General features: G+C 38.0%; 18 protein-coding genes and 1 pseudogene. 14 read left to right on the top strand and 5 right to left on the bottom strand.

Annotation, left to right across the window (positions count from 1 at the left end):
* Positions 1-507: 507 nt before the first annotated feature.
* Positions 508-921, bottom strand: a complete 414-nt coding sequence (locus A8L44_RS08705) for a YkvA family protein (protein WP_066104258.1) — start codon at positions 919-921, stop codon at positions 508-510.
* 183 nt (positions 922-1,104) lie between these two features.
* Between A8L44_RS08705 and A8L44_RS08700 the strand changes: the two genes are divergently transcribed.
* Positions 1,105-1,326, top strand: coding sequence for a hypothetical protein (locus A8L44_RS08700; RefSeq protein ID WP_066104257.1), 222 nt, complete (start codon positions 1,105-1,107; stop codon positions 1,324-1,326).
* A 45-nt stretch (positions 1,327-1,371) separates the two neighbouring features.
* Here A8L44_RS08700 and A8L44_RS08695 read toward each other — a convergent pair whose 3' ends face one another.
* Entirely contained in the window at positions 1,372-2,067 is a 696-nt protein-coding gene (locus tag A8L44_RS08695) for a YqjF family protein (protein WP_254654705.1), read from the bottom strand.
* Between the two features lie 1,013 nt (positions 2,068-3,080).
* Here A8L44_RS08695 and miaA point away from each other — a divergent pair.
* From miaA to A8L44_RS08675, 4 genes are all read left to right on the top strand, one after another.
* Positions 3,081-4,031, top strand: coding sequence for a tRNA (adenosine(37)-N6)-dimethylallyltransferase MiaA (gene miaA, locus A8L44_RS08690; protein WP_066104252.1), 951 nt, complete (start codon positions 3,081-3,083; stop codon positions 4,029-4,031).
* Between the two features lie 29 nt (positions 4,032-4,060).
* Entirely contained in the window at positions 4,061-4,288 is a 228-nt protein-coding gene (gene hfq, locus A8L44_RS08685; RefSeq protein ID WP_066104248.1) for an RNA chaperone Hfq, read from the top strand.
* A gap of 271 nt (positions 4,289-4,559) precedes the next feature.
* Entirely contained in the window at positions 4,560-5,513 is a 954-nt protein-coding gene (gene spoVK, locus A8L44_RS08680) for a stage V sporulation protein K (RefSeq protein WP_066104245.1), read from the top strand.
* 291 nt (positions 5,514-5,804) lie between these two features.
* Entirely contained in the window at positions 5,805-6,563 is a 759-nt protein-coding gene (locus A8L44_RS08675; RefSeq protein ID WP_066104243.1) for a hypothetical protein, read from the top strand.
* A 122-nt stretch (positions 6,564-6,685) separates the two neighbouring features.
* Here the strand turns inward: A8L44_RS08675 and A8L44_RS08670 are convergent, their stop codons facing one another.
* The gene (locus A8L44_RS08670) at positions 6,686-7,288 is read right to left on the bottom strand and encodes a trimeric intracellular cation channel family protein (RefSeq protein WP_066104240.1); all 603 of its coding nucleotides are present in this window, start codon (positions 7,286-7,288) and stop codon (positions 6,686-6,688) included.
* Between the two features lie 145 nt (positions 7,289-7,433).
* Here A8L44_RS08670 and hflX point away from each other — a divergent pair, with 145 nt between their 5' ends.
* The 4 genes from hflX (at position 7,434) to glnA (ending at position 12,443) form a co-directional block, all read left to right on the top strand.
* Positions 7,434-8,684, top strand: coding sequence for a GTPase HflX (gene hflX, locus A8L44_RS08665; protein ID WP_066104235.1), 1,251 nt, complete (start codon positions 7,434-7,436; stop codon positions 8,682-8,684).
* A gap of 15 nt (positions 8,685-8,699) precedes the next feature.
* A complete protein-coding gene (locus tag A8L44_RS08660) occupies positions 8,700-9,965 on the top strand; it encodes a methionine gamma-lyase family protein (protein ID WP_066104232.1) in 1,266 nt (421 codons plus the stop codon).
* 683 nt (positions 9,966-10,648) lie between these two features.
* Positions 10,649-11,062, top strand: coding sequence for a MerR family transcriptional regulator (locus tag A8L44_RS08655; protein ID WP_066104229.1), 414 nt, complete (start codon positions 10,649-10,651; stop codon positions 11,060-11,062).
* A gap of 46 nt (positions 11,063-11,108) precedes the next feature.
* Complete coding sequence (glnA, locus tag A8L44_RS08650) at positions 11,109-12,443, top strand: type I glutamate--ammonia ligase (RefSeq protein WP_066104225.1); 1,335 nt, start codon at positions 11,109-11,111, stop codon at positions 12,441-12,443.
* A 112-nt stretch (positions 12,444-12,555) separates the two neighbouring features.
* Here glnA and A8L44_RS19345 read toward each other — a convergent pair.
* A pseudogene (locus A8L44_RS19345) lies at positions 12,556-12,788 on the bottom strand (tyrosine-type recombinase/integrase); the annotation flags it as partial.
* 456 nt (positions 12,789-13,244) lie between these two features.
* Between A8L44_RS19345 and A8L44_RS18925 the strand changes: the two are divergent.
* From A8L44_RS18925 to A8L44_RS19465, 5 genes are all read left to right on the top strand, one after another.
* Positions 13,245-13,385: a hypothetical protein gene (locus tag A8L44_RS18925; protein ID WP_175354262.1), complete on the top strand. Its 141-nt coding sequence runs from the start codon at positions 13,245-13,247 to the stop codon at positions 13,383-13,385.
* A gap of 249 nt (positions 13,386-13,634) precedes the next feature.
* Positions 13,635-14,252, top strand: coding sequence for a glycoside hydrolase family 25 protein (locus A8L44_RS08645; protein ID WP_066104222.1), 618 nt, complete (start codon positions 13,635-13,637; stop codon positions 14,250-14,252).
* A gap of 165 nt (positions 14,253-14,417) precedes the next feature.
* Positions 14,418-14,732, top strand: coding sequence for a hemolysin XhlA family protein (locus tag A8L44_RS08640; protein ID WP_066104219.1), 315 nt, complete (start codon positions 14,418-14,420; stop codon positions 14,730-14,732).
* A gap of 12 nt (positions 14,733-14,744) precedes the next feature.
* A complete protein-coding gene (locus A8L44_RS08635) occupies positions 14,745-15,122 on the top strand; it encodes a hypothetical protein (protein WP_066104215.1) in 378 nt (125 codons plus the stop codon).
* 137 nt (positions 15,123-15,259) lie between these two features.
* Positions 15,260-15,415 (top strand): phage holin, encoded by a 156-nt coding sequence (locus A8L44_RS19465; RefSeq protein WP_077248048.1) that lies wholly within the window; start codon positions 15,260-15,262, stop codon positions 15,413-15,415.
* A gap of 98 nt (positions 15,416-15,513) precedes the next feature.
* Here A8L44_RS19465 and A8L44_RS08630 read toward each other — a convergent pair whose 3' ends face one another.
* A complete protein-coding gene (locus A8L44_RS08630; protein ID WP_066104212.1) occupies positions 15,514-17,895 on the bottom strand; it encodes a DUF6359 domain-containing protein in 2,382 nt (793 codons plus the stop codon).
* Positions 17,896-17,964: the final 69 nt, after the last annotated feature.

Genomic DNA, 17,964 nt, shown 5'->3' with positions numbered 1-17,964 from the left:
GAGGAAAGCGCTATGCCTCAGCTATGAGGCACCTATGCCCGACCTATACCCGGGTATAGGTGCCTGAAAGGTGGGCGAAGTATGGAGGAAGGGAGCTATGCCCCAGCTATGAGGCAGCTATGCCCGACCTATACCCGGGTATAGGTGGTTGAAAGGTAGGTGAAGTATGGAGGAAGGGAGCTATGCCCCAGCTATGAGGCAGCTATGCCCGACCTATACCCGGGTATAGGTGTCTGAAAGGTGGGTGAAGTATGGAGGAAAGGAGCTATGATCTACCTATGAGGCACCTATGACCGACCTATACCGGGGTAAAGGTGCCTGAAAGGTAGTCATAGTCATCTTCGTGAATATAATTTATGAGCAGCTACCATTAGTTGTATGGGATGTTGCCAACTGCTTAGTTTATTATTTTCATCAAATACATGTGTATCAGACCCAAGAAATCAACCTTGAAAAGCAAAAAAAGGTATCAAATCAGTCTATAATACTGATCAGACACCTTTTTAATTACTCAATATCAATAGTTTGCTCTTGCTTCGCTTGCCATAGTTTGAATTTCTCGAGGTCTTCAGTTATTTGCTTAATGGTAAATCCGATGATGGCTGCATCATCAGCAAAACCAAGACCTACAATAAAATCAGGGATAAAATCAATAGGTGATACAAAATAGATAATGGCTGCGATTATAGAAATAATCGATTTTTTAGGAATCTCTTTATAATCACCCTTTACCCAAGAGCGAAACATGGTGATGAGTAATTGAAGATTGTCCCATACCTCTTCCAGTGCATTTTTGTTTGTATTTGATTTCGTAGTTGCTTCATCTAATAGCTCATTTGATTTTTTTGTATTATTTAAATAGGTTTTGGCTGAATCGATGTATTTTTTATATTTATGTATTCCTTTGTTTTGTTCTTCCATTACTCATTCCTCCTAAACGACAACTTGTTTACATTTTAAGGTATATTTCTTCAACTAACAACATTTCAGTGATTGGTTTGAAAATAAATTAAAGACCTATCATTAGAAACGCTGCTTAATGTCTTTTTCCCTAAATTTGTGTATACTAATCCTATCCTGTAAAAAATTGAGGTGTATAGAGTTATGAGTAAAAGTCGGGCTAAAAAATATAGGTTGAAATTGGAGAGGGAAGGCAAGCGCAATCCTGAGACTCTACGGGGCGGCCTATATACAATTGATTTGAGTACAAGAATGACGAAAACAAAGAAGGATAAAATGGAACAATTTAAACATAAAAAGAGATTTCAGCATCTAACAAAGGATGAGGGAATCTCTTTTTATTTGGCTCTAAGGAGATGTGTATAAAAGGAGTTAGTATTTTAGTCCATGGCACTGAGACCTTATACTATTCTATGTACTGAAACGATTAGTGAAATGGTGAACCAAAGGCCAAGCACGCACCTCAATTTTTTTTGCAAAATGAAATATAGGCATTTCACAATTAATATCAATACCTTGCTTGGATAGAACGGAATTCTTACTGAATTCTGCTTCTGCCTCTTGTAATATCCAAGGGTCATGTAAAATATCACAGCGAAGCGGTACTCCTGATAAATTTAAGGTATAAAAGCAGTAACGCTCGGCCATCCATTCCTCGAAAGACCCTTTAGCTGCCTGAAATGGTTCTGAAATTGGTCTATAGCTACAGGCTAACTCGATTTCATGGTCATGTAGTCTCTTACTTTTAAATTCAATGTTTGTATCATTAGTCTGGATCTCCATATCAGTGTACCAATACGGTAAGTGGTATAGTGTTCTAGCCCCTTTTACAGCAAGCCAATTGGAAGCATCCAAACTAAAAAAGTACACACCTGGCTTTCCATCGAGAATGACATATGTACGAACATTTAGCTCAGGAAATTGATCTGTTCCTGGAATAGGGGGTAATCCCCGGAGTCTAATACCCGACATACGAAACGGTACAACCCCAATCCAGCATATGCCATTATATGAATCTAAAGGGAGCACTTCAGGTACTAACTTTCGTAATACCTCATATTTAATTGGATAATGGGCAAATAAAAGATCGCTCCATGTCTGCTTCATTGTCCAAGGTAAATTCGGGAGAGCCCATGGACGATGACTGTCATCCCATTGGTTTTTATCGAGCTTTAGTTGTTCTCCCAAAGCCATCACTTCCTTAACAATTTTTTTGGAATTGAACTCCTTCTAAAATAATCGTTACCACTTTACTGAAGTTAAGTAAAACTACATCAAAAGTTTAAAAAAACATCATGAGAATTAGCATTGATTTTGCAATTTTACATGGAGAGAAACAACCTAATTAATACCTATTATACCGTTAAATTGAAATGATTTTATATTATTAATCTATTTTAAAGTAACTATTGTAGATTTAAATTCAGGATCTTACAGATAAATGTAAGCCTTGTAGAAAGAACTTTCCAACGTGAAGAATTAGATGGGTTTGTAAGTTTCCTATGGAATCGAGATGCCAGTGGTCATATTGAACCCGCTATTTCATCTGTGGATAAAAAATAAGAAAAGAAGAAGCGAGACAAGAACATACATGGATCCTATAAAAGTCTTATAGTTATAAAGTTCTCTAATACCGGTTATTAAAAATAGGACGAATAAATAAACAAAAAGTAATTGCACCAAGGAGAAGACTCTATATGAAAAAATATAACCCAGTAAGAAAAACGTAAGTAAGCCGGTTAATACCTGTATGAACCGGAGCATGAAAACAATCTCCTCATTTCTATATATGTAAGATACCTTTCTCCATCCTCAGCAATTTGCTACGCGTAATATCGTTTACGCCTTCAAATGTATGAAACCTCTATAATAAATATTGATTAGGTAATTGTTATATGATTGATTACTGAAGCACCTTAATTATAGGGTTAGTATTAATAGAACTTATCTTAAGGTTAAAGTTCATCTAAAAATTATTTAAAAATAATAAAAGTGTGAAAAAAGAATTGAATAAAGACCATTTAAACTGACTATACTGGTTAGATGTTACTCGCTCATGTTCAGATTATAATGATTTATGTTAAGATAAGAAAAAATGAATAGGGCAGTGTGAAGCATAAATGGAAAAACAGAAATTGGTCGTGATTATTGGACCAACGGCAGTGGGAAAAACCAAATTATCAATCAATTTGGCCAAGAAGTTCAATGGTGAAATTATAAGTGGCGATTCAGCACAGATTTTTAAGGGTATGGATATAGGAACTGCTAAAGTTACAAAGGACGAAATGGAAGGGATTCCTCATTATTTAATTGATTGCAGGGAACCATCTGAATCCTATAATGTTTATGATTTTAAGCAAGAAGTGCAGCAGAAGATTAATGATATAACGAATAGGGGAAAGCTTCCTATATTAGTGGGTGGTACCGGTTTGTATATTCAATCCGTCCTCTATGATTACCAGTTCCCTGAAACCACAGCAAATCCTAATATTCGAAAAGAGCTGGAAGAACGAATTGAACAAGAAGGGCCTGATGCTGTTTATCAAACACTTGTTGAGATTGATCCCGTTGCTGCAAAAAAAATACATCCTAATAACACAAAAAGAGTTATCCGTGCTTTAGAGGTATTTTACGATTCAGGAAAGCGTTTCAGTGAACAGGAACAATCCACAGAGAGAACATTATTATATGATGTGGCTCTGATTGGGTTAACGATGGACCGCGATCTTTTATATAAAAGGATCAATGAACGAGTCGAAGCAATGATGCAGCAGGGTCTTGAAGAGGAAGTCAGAAAACTATATGCAAAAGGATTAAAAGATGCACAATCCATGCAAGCAATTGGATATAAGGAATTTGAGGGACTAATTGAAGGAACTGAAACACGAGAAAATGTCATAGCAGAAATACAGCGGAATTCCCGTCGGTTTGCAAAAAGACAATTTACTTGGTTCCGAAATAAGATGGATGTTCACTGGTTTGATATGACCAATTTGGCTGATTTCGAAAAAATTTCTGAAGAAATATCGCTTGAAGTGGCAGGAATGCTCGCTTTAAAGGCGAATAGATAAACTATAGAGAGAAAAGAGGAGGCAAAAAAATGAAACAAGGAATCAATATTCAAGATCAAATTTTAAATCAATTGCGTAAGGAAAATGTATATGTAACAATCTTTTTACTTAATGGATTTCAGTTACGCGGACTGATAAAAGGGTTTGATAATTTTACAGTCTTAATTGAAACAGAGGGTAAACATCAACTGGTCTACAAACATGCGATTTCAACATTTGCTCCTCAAAAAAATGTACAAGTTGACCTTGAAGGTTAAGGATAAGTACGGCAGACTCCCTCTACGGTGAGTCTGTTTTTTATTTAACTGATTTTTTCATTCTGTATGGAGGGTGTTGGGAATATAAATAAGGAGAGGAAATATAATTATTTTCCGGGCAATCGCAGTATGTGACAATCAGGCACACCTTTATTGGTAAAAAATAAATTTATATTGTAGTTTCAGGGGTGCCCTTGTCTATTTTGCCTTCACTTTGTCGAATGTGTTAGGTAAAAAAGGGGGGACACGGCTTCATTAAAGAGGTGATCAAATGGAGCAACAGCCAATGCGAGTGAGAAATAATGGGCAAATTAATGTTGTATTGAAAAATGGTCAAGCAAAGGCTCAGGTTAAGCCGATTCTAAATGTTCCTCCATTACCAAAGGATATACCTTCTCATCATATAGCCCTAAAAGAAATTGAAGCTGAATTGAATAGTCTCGTAGGCATGGAGGAAATGAAAAAAGTTATAAAGGAAATTTATGCATGGATTTATGTGAATAAACAACGGGAAGTAGCTGGCCTTAAGGCTGAAAAACAGGCGCTTCATATGATGTTTAAAGGTAATCCCGGTACTGGAAAAACGACGGTCGCACGGCTTATAGGAGATTTATTTGTAAAGATGAATGTCCTGAGCAAAGGCCACTTAATCGAGGCCGAGCGGGCAGATCTTGTAGGAGAATATATAGGACACACAGCTCAAAAGACGAGAGATTTAATCAAAAAGGCAATTGGGGGTATTCTTTTCATTGATGAAGCCTATTCTTTGGGAAGGGGTGGTGAAAAGGATTTTGGTAAGGAAGCGATTGATACATTGGTAAAGCATATGGAGGATCGGCAGCATGAATTTATTCTTATTCTTGCCGGATATTCACGGGAAATGGAGTATTTTTTAACCTTGAATCCAGGCCTGCAATCCCGTTTTCCGATTGTTATTGATTTTCCGGATTACACGGTTGATCAATTAATGGATATAGGGAACCGAATGTTAAGTGCTAGGCAATACGTTTATAGTCTAGACGCAGAAAGAAAACTGCGCGATCATCTGTATTATTTAACAAATGTTCTACATCTAAAATCCTTTTCCAATGGTAGATATGTAAGGAATGTAATAGAAAAATCAATCAGAACTCAGGCAATGCGTCTTTTGCTGTCGGATCAATATGAACGTCGGGAATTAATGACGATCCGAAGTGATGACCTAGTGTTCGATACGTTTGAGTAAGAGATACGAATAAATATGATTGCCCCGTAAGCTGTCATAAAGCTTTTGGGGCATTTGTTTTTTTGAGAAATAGTCATAATGAAATATTTCTAAGATGGTGATTATTAGTAGGTTAGAATACTAAAATCAAACGCAGGGAATTAACGAACTACCACGTCTAAGTAATCTATTAATAATTTAGATTTTGTGGTAAATTTTAGTTAGTTGCATAGGTTGGAATGGTAGATTTTATATTAACAATCTCTTGCCATAAAGATCGAGAAGTGGAATGAGAGTAGAAGGTTAAACGAGATGAATTTGATAGAAGAAATTATATTTACAAGCAAACAGGTAATAATTGATGCAGATTGTAAAAAAGAAGATTTGATTGTTTTGTTAAAAAACACCGGTGAAAATACGGTTCAATTAAACGGAGAACTTATTTTAACTCTTCCCAAGGGTCACCATATTATTCGATTCACAAAAGACCATTTCTGTCTTTTATACAATACGACTCTATCTTTTTATTCATTAACGGGTAAATTTGTATCTGAATTTGAGGTTGGTTCACATATTCATGAGTTATTTCCTTACAAAGATGGCGTTCTATGTACATATGGAGATCAAGGTGTATACGGAAAGGGTGCTGGAGTAAATATATTGAACTGTGTATCTCCATTCAGTGGTTTAGAGTCTTTTTATAACAATGCTATCCAATATGATCTTCTCTATGACCCTCTGGTTACTCGTTATAAGCCCTATGCTTGTATCAACTTGGAGAGAAATGAGTTAGTAATACTAAACGAGCAGCTTGAAGAAGAAAAAACGATGAAAATTCCTTTTGATACAGGAAATTTAATTACCTTTGCACTTACCTACAAATACGGCTTATTTATAGAAGAAAATAAACTATGTGTATGGGAATTTGAAACAACAAAACGCATTCTTGAGTATAAGAGGGAGTTCTCTTCTAAAATCAGAGCTATTTTTCATCGTCATGATTTTTCATTTATAGAGATTTCTGATTATGAGGTAAAAGGATTCATGCCAGTTGTGGAGTATGGCACTTAAGATAATCATCAATACAGATTAAAGAGCCTTGCTAAGAAAACAGCAAGGCCCTTATCATTTATCCTATATAAATACGAATCTATGAAAGTGGATTAGTAGGATATTTATGTAGTAACTCTTAATCAGTAACTTCTTTTAACAACAGGTAAATGCCATTCGTATAGATAAGAAAGCATTCGTAAAAAGGTAATAATAATAAATAAAAGGTATAATTCAAGGTTGGATGTCATCGCTCCGAGGCCGATTAAGAGACCTGCAATACCTGCCCAAATTGCGTAAATCTCAGATCTTAACAGTATTGGCTTCCTGCCTGCGAGGACATCTCGTACGATACCGCCGCCACTTCCTGTCAGGATAGCAGCAAATACAACCGCAATAAGCGGTAAGTTCATTTCCGTTGCTAGTAAAGCGCCCTGTACAGCGAATGCGCTTAAACCGATAGCGTCAAAAAAATTCCCCCACCTGTTCCAATGCTTTAAAAGCGAATGCTGAAATAAACAAACAATAGTTATAGAAATGAATGCGATAAAAAATAATCCGTTTTGTTCCCAAATATGGATTATTGGGATCCCGAGCAGCAAATTGCGAATGGCACCTCCCCCAAAGGCTGTTACAAATCCGAGTAAATAAAGGCCAAATAAGTCATATTCCTCTTCCATTGCCACCAAGGCTCCGCTGGTCGCAAAAGCGATTGTTCCGATAATGCTTAATACATCCCATGTCATACTTTTTTCTTTTTCTCCTTAAATAAAATTCAAATAATCATTTAAAATCTGGCTAATTTATCATATCATTTGAATACAGTGTTTGGAACGGGTGATTTTTTTGGTATGATAAGAAGAATAGTGAACTATTGAGGGAAGTGACATAATGGAAGAAACATATGAAAAAGCTATACTAGTTGGTTGTCAGCGTGAAGATATTGATGACAGTCGATTTGAATCCTCTATGGAGGAACTTGAATCACTAACGGAAACTGCCGGAGGGCAGGCTCTTGTATTAGTGTCTCAAAAGAGAGTTAAGCCTCATCCTGCTACATATATCGGAAAAGGGAAAGTCGAGGAGCTTATTGCATTAGTTGAAGAGCTAGAACCGGATGTCGTAATCTTTAACGATGAATTGTCTCCCAGTCAAATACGAAATCTAGGTAAAGAGCTGGGAACTAGAATCGTTGACCGTACCCAGTTGATTTTAGATATTTTTGCTCAACGTGCGCGTTCTCGCGAAGGTCAAATGCAAGTAGAGTTAGCCCAATTGCAATATATGTTGCCAAGATTGGCGGGGCAAGGTACTGAATTATCAAGACTCGGCGGTGGAATTGGAACGAGGGGACCGGGGGAAACCAAGCTGGAATCTGACAGACGTCACATTCGACGTCGCTTGGATGAGATCAAAAGGCAGTTGGATTCAGTTGTTAAGCACAGGGAACGTTACAGAGCGCGCAGAAAACGAAATAATCGTTTCCAAATTGCATTGGCTGGATATACGAATGCCGGTAAATCAACCTTATTTAATCGTCTGGCTGAAGCGGATTCTTATGAGGAAAATCAACTGTTCGCTACCCTTGATCCGATGACCAGGGAATGTCTTCTTCCATCTGGATACAAGGTCCTTATCAGTGATACTGTTGGATTTATTCAGGATTTACCTACCTCCCTTGTTGCGGCATTTAGATCCACGCTTGAAGAAGTGACAGAATCCGATGCCATTTTACATGTAGTGGATTCTTCTCATCCTGATGCTTATAATCATGAGAAGACCGTTCAAAAAATTATCGAGGATTTGGGTGCTGAGGATATTCCTCAATTGATTGTCTATAACAAAAAAGATGCCGCCCATTCTGAATTTGTACCGACATCCAAGGAAAAATCCATTCATATATCTGCTCGTCAGGATGAAGGGATTCAACAACTCCTTTTAGAAATGGAAAAATTGGTTGAAAGCTTTATGGAACCATATTCCGTAATGATTCCAGCTAATGAAGGGAAAATTATAGCCCGGTTAAAGGATGAGACAATCGTTAAATCAACCGAGTTTCATGAAAGCAATGAGACCTATCATCTAAAGGGACTTGCTTTAGCAGACCATGCAATCATGGGAATTATTAAAAATTATGAGTAGGAGTAGGAATACAACATGTTTGAACAATTAAAGAACGGTGAGAGAATTAAAGAAACTGTTCAGGATACTGAAAAAATGATTGCTGAAAGATTTTTAGAAATTGAAGAAAATGTAGACTTTAATACAGCGAAGGTATTGAAAGCCTTCCAGGAAAATCAGGTTAGTGATGCCCATTTTAATCCATCAACAGGTTATGGGTATGATGATATGGGAAGAGATACATTGGAAAAGGTGTTTGCTCATGTATTTGGAGCCGAAGCGGCACTTGTCCGCCCGCAAATCATATCTGGAACACATGCTATTTCAACATCCTTATTCGGTGTGTTACGCCCTGGAGATGAGCTTTTATACATCACTGGAAAGCCTTATGACACGCTTGAAGAGATTGTTGGCATACGCGGAAGTGGTATAGGATCCTTAAAGGAATATCAAATATCCTATCAATCTGTCGCTTTAAAGGAAGATGGGTATGTTGACTTTGATGCAGTAGCAAAAGCCATTAAACCAAATACGAAGGTAATTGGAATTCAACGCTCAAAAGGCTATGATAACCGCCCATCATTTAAAATTGCAGAAATCAAGGAAATGATTCAGTTTGTAAAAGCTATCAAACAGGATGTCGTTGTCTTTGTTGATAACTGCTATGGAGAGTTTGCTGAGAAAATGGAGCCTACTGAGGTTGGTGCGGACCTAATGGCTGGTTCCTTAATTAAAAATCCTGGCGGCGGTTTAGCGAAAACGGGTGGTTATATTGCCGGTAGAGCTGATTTGGTAGAACGATGCGCATATCGTTTAACAACACCGGGTATTGGTGCTGAAGCGGGTGCTTCCTTGTACAGTTTATTAGAAATGTACCAAGGATTCTTCTTGGCTCCGCATGTTGTTGGACAATCCTTAAAAGGAGCAATCTTTACAGCTGCCATGCTAGAAAAATGGGGATTTAACCCTTCACCTACATGGAACGAACCAAGAACAGATCTCATTCAATCAGTCCAATTTCATGACAGAGATAAGATGGTGCTGTTCTGTCAGCAGATTCAGTTTGCTTCACCAATTAACTCTCATGTAACACCATATCCTGCTTATATGCCAGGATATGAGGATGATGTAATCATGGCTGCCGGAACGTTTATTCAGGGAGCGAGTATCGAATTAACCGCTGACGGTCCGTTAAGACCGCCATATACCGCTTTTGTACAGGGCGGACTAACGTACTCACATGTTAAAATAGCCATTTGCAAAGCAATTGATCAGATGATTGAAAAAGGATTAATAAAGTAACTAATAATAACTCCCTTATTTTTGGAATAGGGGAGTTTTTTATTAGTAAAAATGGTCAGTGTGAGTTACAAGTAACCGATTATTTGCAGAGTGGGATTCAAAGTGAACTCTGTTTATCTATATCATATTAGCTGTTTATTGAATGGCATCGCATAGCATAGGTGTCTGAAGGGTGGAGGATAGGTGTTATGCTGTACCCATGGCACACCTATGCCGCACCTATGCGGGGTCAAAGGTGTCTGGAAGGTGCTGAATAGATGCTATGCTACATCTTTGTTACACCTATTCCTAATTAAAGGTGTTTGATAGATGTAAGATAGGCGTAGGATACCGTGGCTTTCCTGCATCTTCTATACACCTCTAGTGTGTCTGTGCAATATCTTTTCTGTATCTTGGTCTATTTGCTCCATAGAGGTAGGTATACTTTTTAGTGGAAAAGAGTTGAATTAATGTGTAAATAGAAGTGCTTTTTTATGTGAAATTCAAAATAAGGACCAGCTTGTTGCTTTTATTTATAAATTAATAGGTTAATTGTCTGAGTTTGGGGTAAAAGAAGTAAAGCAGTTAAAATGATACATTACTCCAGAGATTCCATGTCAGAAAACCTTACATATGATTGACAAAGAAGTTTACATGGCATAAACTAACAATATCAAGAAGAGGTATTGAAGGAGGATGTAGTGGTGAGCGGTAACATCAGAAGAACCATGCCACTTTTTCCAATGAGTATTGTCATGCAGCTGACCGATTTAACTGCACGTCAAATCCGTTATTATGAAGAACACAAATTGGTTTATCCAGCCAGAACAGAGGGTAATCGAAGGATGTTTTCGTTAAACGATATTGATCGTCTTTTGGAAATTAAAGAATTGCTTGATCAAGGCATAAATATGGCTGGGATTAAAAAAATTCTTGAACCTTCTATTTATAATGAAACTGAAATAATTGCTAAAGATGAACATTCTAAAGAAGAAACAAAACCAGAATTGACCAATGCGCAATTAAGAAAATTATTGCGTGATGAAATTTTGAAGGCTGGCCGCTTTACAACGAGAGGCAGCAACCAATCTGGTGATATGCATCGGTTTTTTAATTAAAAATTAAAATATAAAAAGCTTTATTATTTAAGGAGGAAAAAGGAAGATGGGGAAATACACTGCGGATGATATTAGAAAGTTAGCTAAAGATGAAAATGTGAAATTTATTCGATTACAATTTACCGACATTCTGGGAACAATTAAAAACGTAGAAATTCCAGTAAGTCAGCTTGATAAAGCATTAGAAAATAAAATGATGTTTGATGGTTCATCCATTGAAGGGTTCGTTCGTATCGAAGAATCTGATATGCTTTTATATCCAGATCTTGATACATGGGTAATTTTTCCTTGGACTGCTGAAAAAGGAAAAGTGGCTCGTTTAATCTGCGATATTTACAATCCGGATGGCACACCTTTCTCAGGTGACCCACGTGCTAATTTAAAACGTGTGTTAGAGGAAATGAAAGAGCTAGGTTTCACAGATTTCAATCTTGGGCCTGAACCAGAATTCTTCTTATTCAAATTGGATCAAGCAGGGGAACCAACTTTGGAGTTAAATGATAAAGGCGGATACTTTGACCTTGCTCCTACAGATTTAGGTGAAAATTGCCGTCGCGATATCGTTCTTGAGCTAGAAGAGATGGGATTTGAAATTGAAGCTTCCCACCATGAGGTAGCTCCAGGACAACATGAGATTGATTTTAAATATGCTGATGCGATTACAGCATGTGACCAAATCCAAACGTTCAAATTGGTAGTAAAAACAATTGCTCGTAAACATGGCTTGCACGCAACTTTCATGGCAAAACCATTGTTCGGTGTGAATGGTTCCGGTATGCACATGAACTTATCTTTATTCTCTGATGGAAAGAATGCTTTCTACGATACAAAAGGAAATATCGAATTGAGCGAGACAGCTCATCAATTCATTGCTGGTATCATTGAGCATGCGCCTGCGTTCACGGCAGTAACAAATCCAACAGTTAACTCATACAAACGTCTAGTTCCTGGATACGAAGCACCTTGTTATGTTGCATGGTCTGCTCGTAACCGTAGCCCACTAATCCGTATTCCGGCTTCCCGTGGATTGAGCACACGTGTTGAGGTACGTTCTGTTGACCCAACTGCAAATCCATACCTAGCTATGGCAGTATTACTTAGCGCTGGTCTTGATGGCATTAGAAATCAGAAAAAAGCTCCGGCGCCAATTGACCGTAATATCTATGTAATGTCTGCACAAGAACGTGCTGAAGAAGGTATTAAAGATCTTCCGTCTACATTATATCAAGCGTTAGTGGAATTACAAAAAAACCCAGTCATCATGAATGGTCTAGGTGATCATATCCTGGAACACTTTGTAGAAGCAAAAGAGATTGAATGGGATATGTTTAGAACCCAAGTTCATCCATGGGAGAGAGAACAATATCTTCAAATGTATTAATAGCTGAAACCCTTGACACTGCTAGCGTCAAGGGTTTTTTATTTGGTGGGGCAATCACATGTTTTTAGCTTGTCCAAATTTTTACCCCGCTTTTGCCCCGCCTCTAAACATTTTAACTTTTTGTGAAATCTTCAAATTTTCCCATAGTATCTTTTTCGATTTTCTTAGAGACGCGAGAGTACACATCAGCGGTGATCTGAATGGATCCATGACCCAATCGTACTTGGATGTATTTCATCGAAGCTCCTGATTCTAGAAGTAGAACAGCATGAGTATGCCTTAAAGCGTGAATTGTATCTTTGGCAATCCGGCTCTTTTATGGATTCGTTCCATAGCATTAAATAGTTACAGGAAATGAATATCCTGTGCGAAAGGTTTCGTTGATTTAAAGTATAATTGGAACATACTATGCGGTAACATGAGAAGAATAAATAAGAGGGTTCCTAAGTGGGATTCCTCTTATTTGTATATGACAAATGAACCGCATCTTGAGCCTCTTGTTGAAATTATATACCAACGCTATTATTAACGTAAGTCGGATAAAGGATGATTATATATGAAGAAACTTTTGTGTATTTTCCACACCATGCGGTTACGCTATTTGCTTCAACATGTGGAATCATCTAAGGAAGTTAATCAAAAAATTCTTCTTTTGCATTTAAAATTAAACGAATTAGAAAAGCTGAAAATTTAAAATTAAAGGGACTTTCCACTCTGGAAGTCCTCTTTTTTATAAAAACTTTTCCCCTCTTATTAATAAATCGCCTCTGACTGATATTATAAAAGTAGGAGGCGATAAAAATGAGAGACACATGGAAAACTGATGCTAGAATTCCATGGGAACCGGAAGCGGATGAATTTCTGGAGAAACAACTAAGAATACACTCTAAAGAGAAGTTTGCTGTTATAGCGGTGAAGGACATAGCGAAAAGCCCTTTATAGATCGCCTTAGTTGGATAAAAAACGGCAAGCAGAATCCAGGTGTATGCTCGGCCGATATAGTGCACACAATCCCTTAAGGGAAGGGGAGAAGTCTTACCATTTAAGCATTTAATATAAAAAAAGCGAGGCAGTTTTTATGCCCAGCAAAATTGCTCGCCTCTGTCAAAAACTATAGTTGCCGTTTAATTTATTTTAAGTGTCCCCCAGGGCTCTTTTTATATATTCTAATAAAAGGGGGTACTGATAAAAATGGGGAAAATTATAGATATTTCACATCACCAGCCACCATCGTCTATAAATTATGACAAACTAGCCAAGGAAGTGGATTTAGTTATTGTTCGTACTCAGTATGGATCTTCTACAATCGACAGACATTATAAAACTCATCACAAGGAATTTAATAAGCGTGGTGTACCAACTAATGCCTATGCGTGGGTAAGGGGTATTTCGATCTCTGATATGGAGAAAGAGGCTACTGATTTTTATAACCGGACTAAAGAATTTAGCCCGCCTGTTTACTGGCTTGATGTTGAGGAGAAGAGCATGAAAGATATGAGAGCAGGGGTTAAGGTCTATGCAAAGAAATTGAGAGCTCTTGGGGTGAAGAAAGTAGGGATATATATTGCCAATCATCTTTATAAATCCTTTAATATCGATATAAGAGACTTTGATGCTGTTTGGATACCTTCTTATGGGCGTAACAATGGCAGGCGAGCAAGTAGCAGGAAACCTGACTATGCTTGCGACTTATGGCAATTTACAGACAAAGGAAGAGTAGATGGATATGCTGGTAATGTAGATCTGAATGCAATTATAAGTAATAAACCATTGAGTTTTTTCACGGGTAAGTATGATCAAATCACATAGTATGAGGGGACTTCTAGTTGGAGTCCTCTTTTTTTTTGCCTAAAGTGATGCTCGTGTAAAGCGAGCCATTCTCTTGACCAACTATTCAGACATTAAATGATAGTTACAAAGTCTAATTATGGCACAAAAGAAAGATTCTTCGCATATGATGAGGGTGAAGGTTACATGTTAAAACAGTTGGTGATGAATATGTTAGAAGAGTTCAAAGAGTACAAGCGTCAGACGGAAGGGCAATTTGATAAACAGGACGTGCGTTTTGAAAAACATGAACTCCGGATGGACAAGCAGGAGGATCGGTTGGACCAAATGCGTAGTACACAAATTGTACACGATCAACAGATTGCTGGTATTTTAGAAACCCTAAAAGACATTAAAGGAGATACTGTATGGTTAAGAAGAACTGTGACCGCTGCCGTTATAGGTGGAACTATTCCAGCGGTTATCGGTTTTATTGTGTTTGCTATACAAAAACTGAACTAAGGAGGGTGGATGATGAAAAGGTCTATACCATATTTTGAGGCACTAGTTAGTATATTGAGCTATTACCTTGCTATGGTATGTATGTTCAACAATGATATGTTTCAGCAATTGCCAGAGTTATATGGAACTTTAAGTCAGTTGGGAAGCGAGACATTGTTTGCTCTCATTTTCTTTTCTGCAGCTACCATTAAGGTTATTGGGCTGGTTATTAATAGTTATGTAATGAGAAAGTTTGGGTTAGGGTTATCCGCCTTAATTTATTTAATCATTGCTGTTTCTTATGCCACGAGTGAAATGTCCTTAAATTGGGGGGCAGGGATTTTCTTTTTACTGTCAGCATTCAGCCTTTTAAATATATTTGAAGTTAGGCATACTAAGTTAATGGAGTGATAGAATGAATTGGAAAGTACGTTTTAAAAACCCAACCTTATTATTGCATTTGCTACTTTAGTCACCAGCTTTATATATAAGTTGCTCGGTTTAATAGGAGTCATGCCGTCTGTCGCAGAAGATGATGTTACACCACAATTAGTTTTGATTTTTGTGGTTATTTTAGCTGGATTGGTATTGTTCAGGATCCGACCATTAAAGGAATAGGAGACAGTAGACAAGCCTTGACTTATGAAGTGCCAAGAGATGACAAACCCGATGTATATGTACCATTGGGTTTCTTGTGTTCATAATATGCGTTACCTAAGACGTATCATCTCAAAACTCTGCCTTACATAAAAGAAGAGAAGGCAATCCTTTTAGGACCGCCTTCTCAAGAATTTATTGAGCATTATTTTAGCATGGTTTGGATTAATACAGGGTCATGATCACTTGCCCGTCCGTGTTCTTCCATGAAGGCAGCGTTGATGTGAACGATATCAACAGCTGTACGCAATGTTAGTGGTTTCGAAACAAGGATATGGTCTAGCACTTGTAAATTTCCTTGATAGGCATACGTATAGCGGTCAATTGAGGGAATCAAATCAATCATATTCGTCAGTTCCCTTCCCTTCAGTGTTTTGAGTGTATCTGTAAATTCAAAGTCATTTAAGTCTCCGAGAGCAATAATATTGGCATTCTTGTTCTTGGACTGGATTTCTTTTACAAATTGATTCACCACATTTGCTATGCTAATGCGCTGCTCCTCACTAGACAATATAGCCGGCTGGTTTTTTCCAAAGAGCGGCTGATCTCCGCCTTTTGAATTAAAATGGTTAGCGATGACGATAACATCCTTCCCATTAAAGGTGAATTGGGCAGCTAAAGGCTTACGACTACTATCGAAAGCAGGATTTTCAGGATCAATTCGTCCTGGATTAGCTGTCAGTTTGCCATCTTCATAGCTGACTGCTTCATTCGCACTGCCTTTTGGAGCAGGAGTGAGTGACACTCGCTCTGGGTTATATAAAAATCCAACGCGAATATTCGCTCCAGGAGCGCCTCCGTCTTGATTATTAACCGGCGCAATATCTGTGAATGAATAAGAAGGACCGCCCAACTCTTTGATTTTATCAATCAATGTTTGATAGCTTGCACTTGCATCTGTATTACCGCTATTTGTGGCACCATCATTATCCTGTATTTCAGTAAGTCCAATGATATCAGGCTGATTTAAATTGTCAGTAATGGCTTTTGCAAGTTTAGTAGTTTTCTCGTCGCTTTCCTTCGGAGAGAAATTTTCTACGTTATAGGAAGCGACTGTCAGTTTTTTGGCATGTTGCTTAAATTTCGTTACCTCTTGTTTCAGGCTACCGTTTTTAAGCTCTGGTAAATTTTCTTTATCAGATAAGATTCGGTAATTGCTGAAACCATAACTTACAACACCATGAATATCTCCAGTAAATGAATCGCCTGTCTTGGTAACAAAGCTTGAATCACCAGTATCAATGATGAGTCGCTCTGGGTTATAATCGTTTTCTGAAATCCTCAAGCCTTTTACCAGTGTGTTGAGTAAAGTATATTTTGACACTACATATAGTTCGCCATAATCCTGCGGTGCAATAACCTTCGGCTGTTTAATGTTTACGAGCATTCCCTCTAGGCTCTCGTAATAATCAATCCCGTCCTGATATGGATCAAACTTGCTGAACTGGTCGTTATCGATGATTCGTGTTGGCTGTCCTTTAAGCGGGCTAATCTCAATCGGCTTAGGGAGCGGTTGTGAGTCATTTACAATCGTAATGTTAGTAGCATTGATTTCTGTAACCGGTAAATCCGTTGTTAATTTTTCTGCATAACCTTCAAGTACCCATTCTTTAACCTGACCGCTTGCTTTAATGGTATTACCAACTTGTGCAGCATGGTTTCTTTTATAGACAAGTATGCCTTCTGAGGTGGCAGGGTTTTTATCAGGCGTTAGAGATTGCATGTAAAAGTTGTTAGCATCGGCAATATAAGTTACGATGCCTTCAACATCTGCCACATATTGATCCTGATATGGAGAGTGGTGCTCGGCACCTTGAATGTCATGTATCTGTAAACCGCTAGTGGCAATGTAATAGGCTAGTGATACAATATCACTGTTTTTATAGCCGTCTGCTACGACGATTGCTTTAATTGTCGTGTTTTCTGCGATGATGATAGGGGTCGTGTACACTTCGCTGTCTATGGTAGGTTCCATCCCATTTGTTGTGTAGTAGATGGTTGCGTTTTCCGTCTCTGTAGTTAAGGAAATAGCTGTTCCAGCTGATACTGGTCCTGGAGAGACTGAGCTCGCAGCAGCGGCAGCTTTCGGAGTTGGATCATGTTCTTCTGCAAAAACAATGGAGGTAGGTGATTTTAATCCAGGCACTGTATAGTAAGCCTCAAGATTTCCAGTAACGTGAATTTTACTCCCGATGATGGATGGATTAGACTGAAGCCCAAATTCTGCTCGGAATTTAGCCGGGAGCTGGATAGGAAGCAGTTTTTCTTTATCCGTTTCATTGGGTGAATCAGCTAGCGCAATATTAAAATCACTGCTGAATGGTGCTTCAAAATTGTAGCTATTATTTCCTGTCGTATGGGCAACGATATAGCCTTCAACAGTAGCATTGCCTGTATTGTTTGCTATTGCCTCTGTTACAGTAATTGGTCCATCTGCCTTGGGTGTTACCGCAGGAATGAACGGTAAGAGGAGCAGGAACACGAGAAAGGCTGGGACGAAGAAACGATTAATATTGGATTTTGACATTCGACACTCTCCTTTAAATTTCTATCATTTCTCCCATATACTACAAAAAAGAGGGCAATTAGTACAGGG

The sequence above is a fragment of the Bacillus sp. FJAT-27986 genome (assembly GCF_001685035.1).
Taxonomy (GTDB): Bacteria; Bacillota; Bacilli; order Bacillales; family Pradoshiaceae; genus Pradoshia.
Note: the sequence above shows the minus strand (reverse complement) of the source record. Positions and strands in the feature narration are given on the sequence as shown.

Coding starts and splice junctions, on each gene's coding strand:
- A8L44_RS08705 (WP_066104258.1), bottom strand. CDS start 921: ATGGAAGAACAAAACAAAGGAATACATAAATATAAAAAATACATCGAT.
- A8L44_RS08700 (WP_066104257.1), top strand. CDS start 1,105: ATGAGTAAAAGTCGGGCTAAAAAATATAGGTTGAAATTGGAGAGGGAA.
- A8L44_RS08695 (WP_254654705.1), bottom strand. CDS start 2,067: ATGAAGCAGACATGGAGCGATCTTTTATTTGCCCATTATCCAATTAAA.
- miaA (WP_066104252.1), top strand. CDS start 3,081: ATGGAAAAACAGAAATTGGTCGTGATTATTGGACCAACGGCAGTGGGA.
- hfq (WP_066104248.1), top strand. CDS start 4,061: ATGAAACAAGGAATCAATATTCAAGATCAAATTTTAAATCAATTGCGT.
- spoVK (WP_066104245.1), top strand. CDS start 4,560: ATGGAGCAACAGCCAATGCGAGTGAGAAATAATGGGCAAATTAATGTT.
- A8L44_RS08675 (WP_066104243.1), top strand. CDS start 5,805: ATGAATTTGATAGAAGAAATTATATTTACAAGCAAACAGGTAATAATT.
- A8L44_RS08670 (WP_066104240.1), bottom strand. CDS start 7,288: ATGACATGGGATGTATTAAGCATTATCGGAACAATCGCTTTTGCGACC.
- hflX (WP_066104235.1), top strand. CDS start 7,434: ATGGAAGAAACATATGAAAAAGCTATACTAGTTGGTTGTCAGCGTGAA.
- A8L44_RS08660 (WP_066104232.1), top strand. CDS start 8,700: ATGTTTGAACAATTAAAGAACGGTGAGAGAATTAAAGAAACTGTTCAG.
- glnA (WP_066104225.1), top strand. CDS start 11,109: ATGGGGAAATACACTGCGGATGATATTAGAAAGTTAGCTAAAGATGAA.
- A8L44_RS18925 (WP_175354262.1), top strand. CDS start 13,245: ATGAGAGACACATGGAAAACTGATGCTAGAATTCCATGGGAACCGGAA.
- A8L44_RS08645 (WP_066104222.1), top strand. CDS start 13,635: ATGGGGAAAATTATAGATATTTCACATCACCAGCCACCATCGTCTATA.
- A8L44_RS08640 (WP_066104219.1), top strand. CDS start 14,418: ATGTTAAAACAGTTGGTGATGAATATGTTAGAAGAGTTCAAAGAGTAC.
- A8L44_RS08635 (WP_066104215.1), top strand. CDS start 14,745: ATGAAAAGGTCTATACCATATTTTGAGGCACTAGTTAGTATATTGAGC.
- A8L44_RS08630 (WP_066104212.1), bottom strand. CDS start 17,895: ATGTCAAAATCCAATATTAATCGTTTCTTCGTCCCAGCCTTTCTCGTG.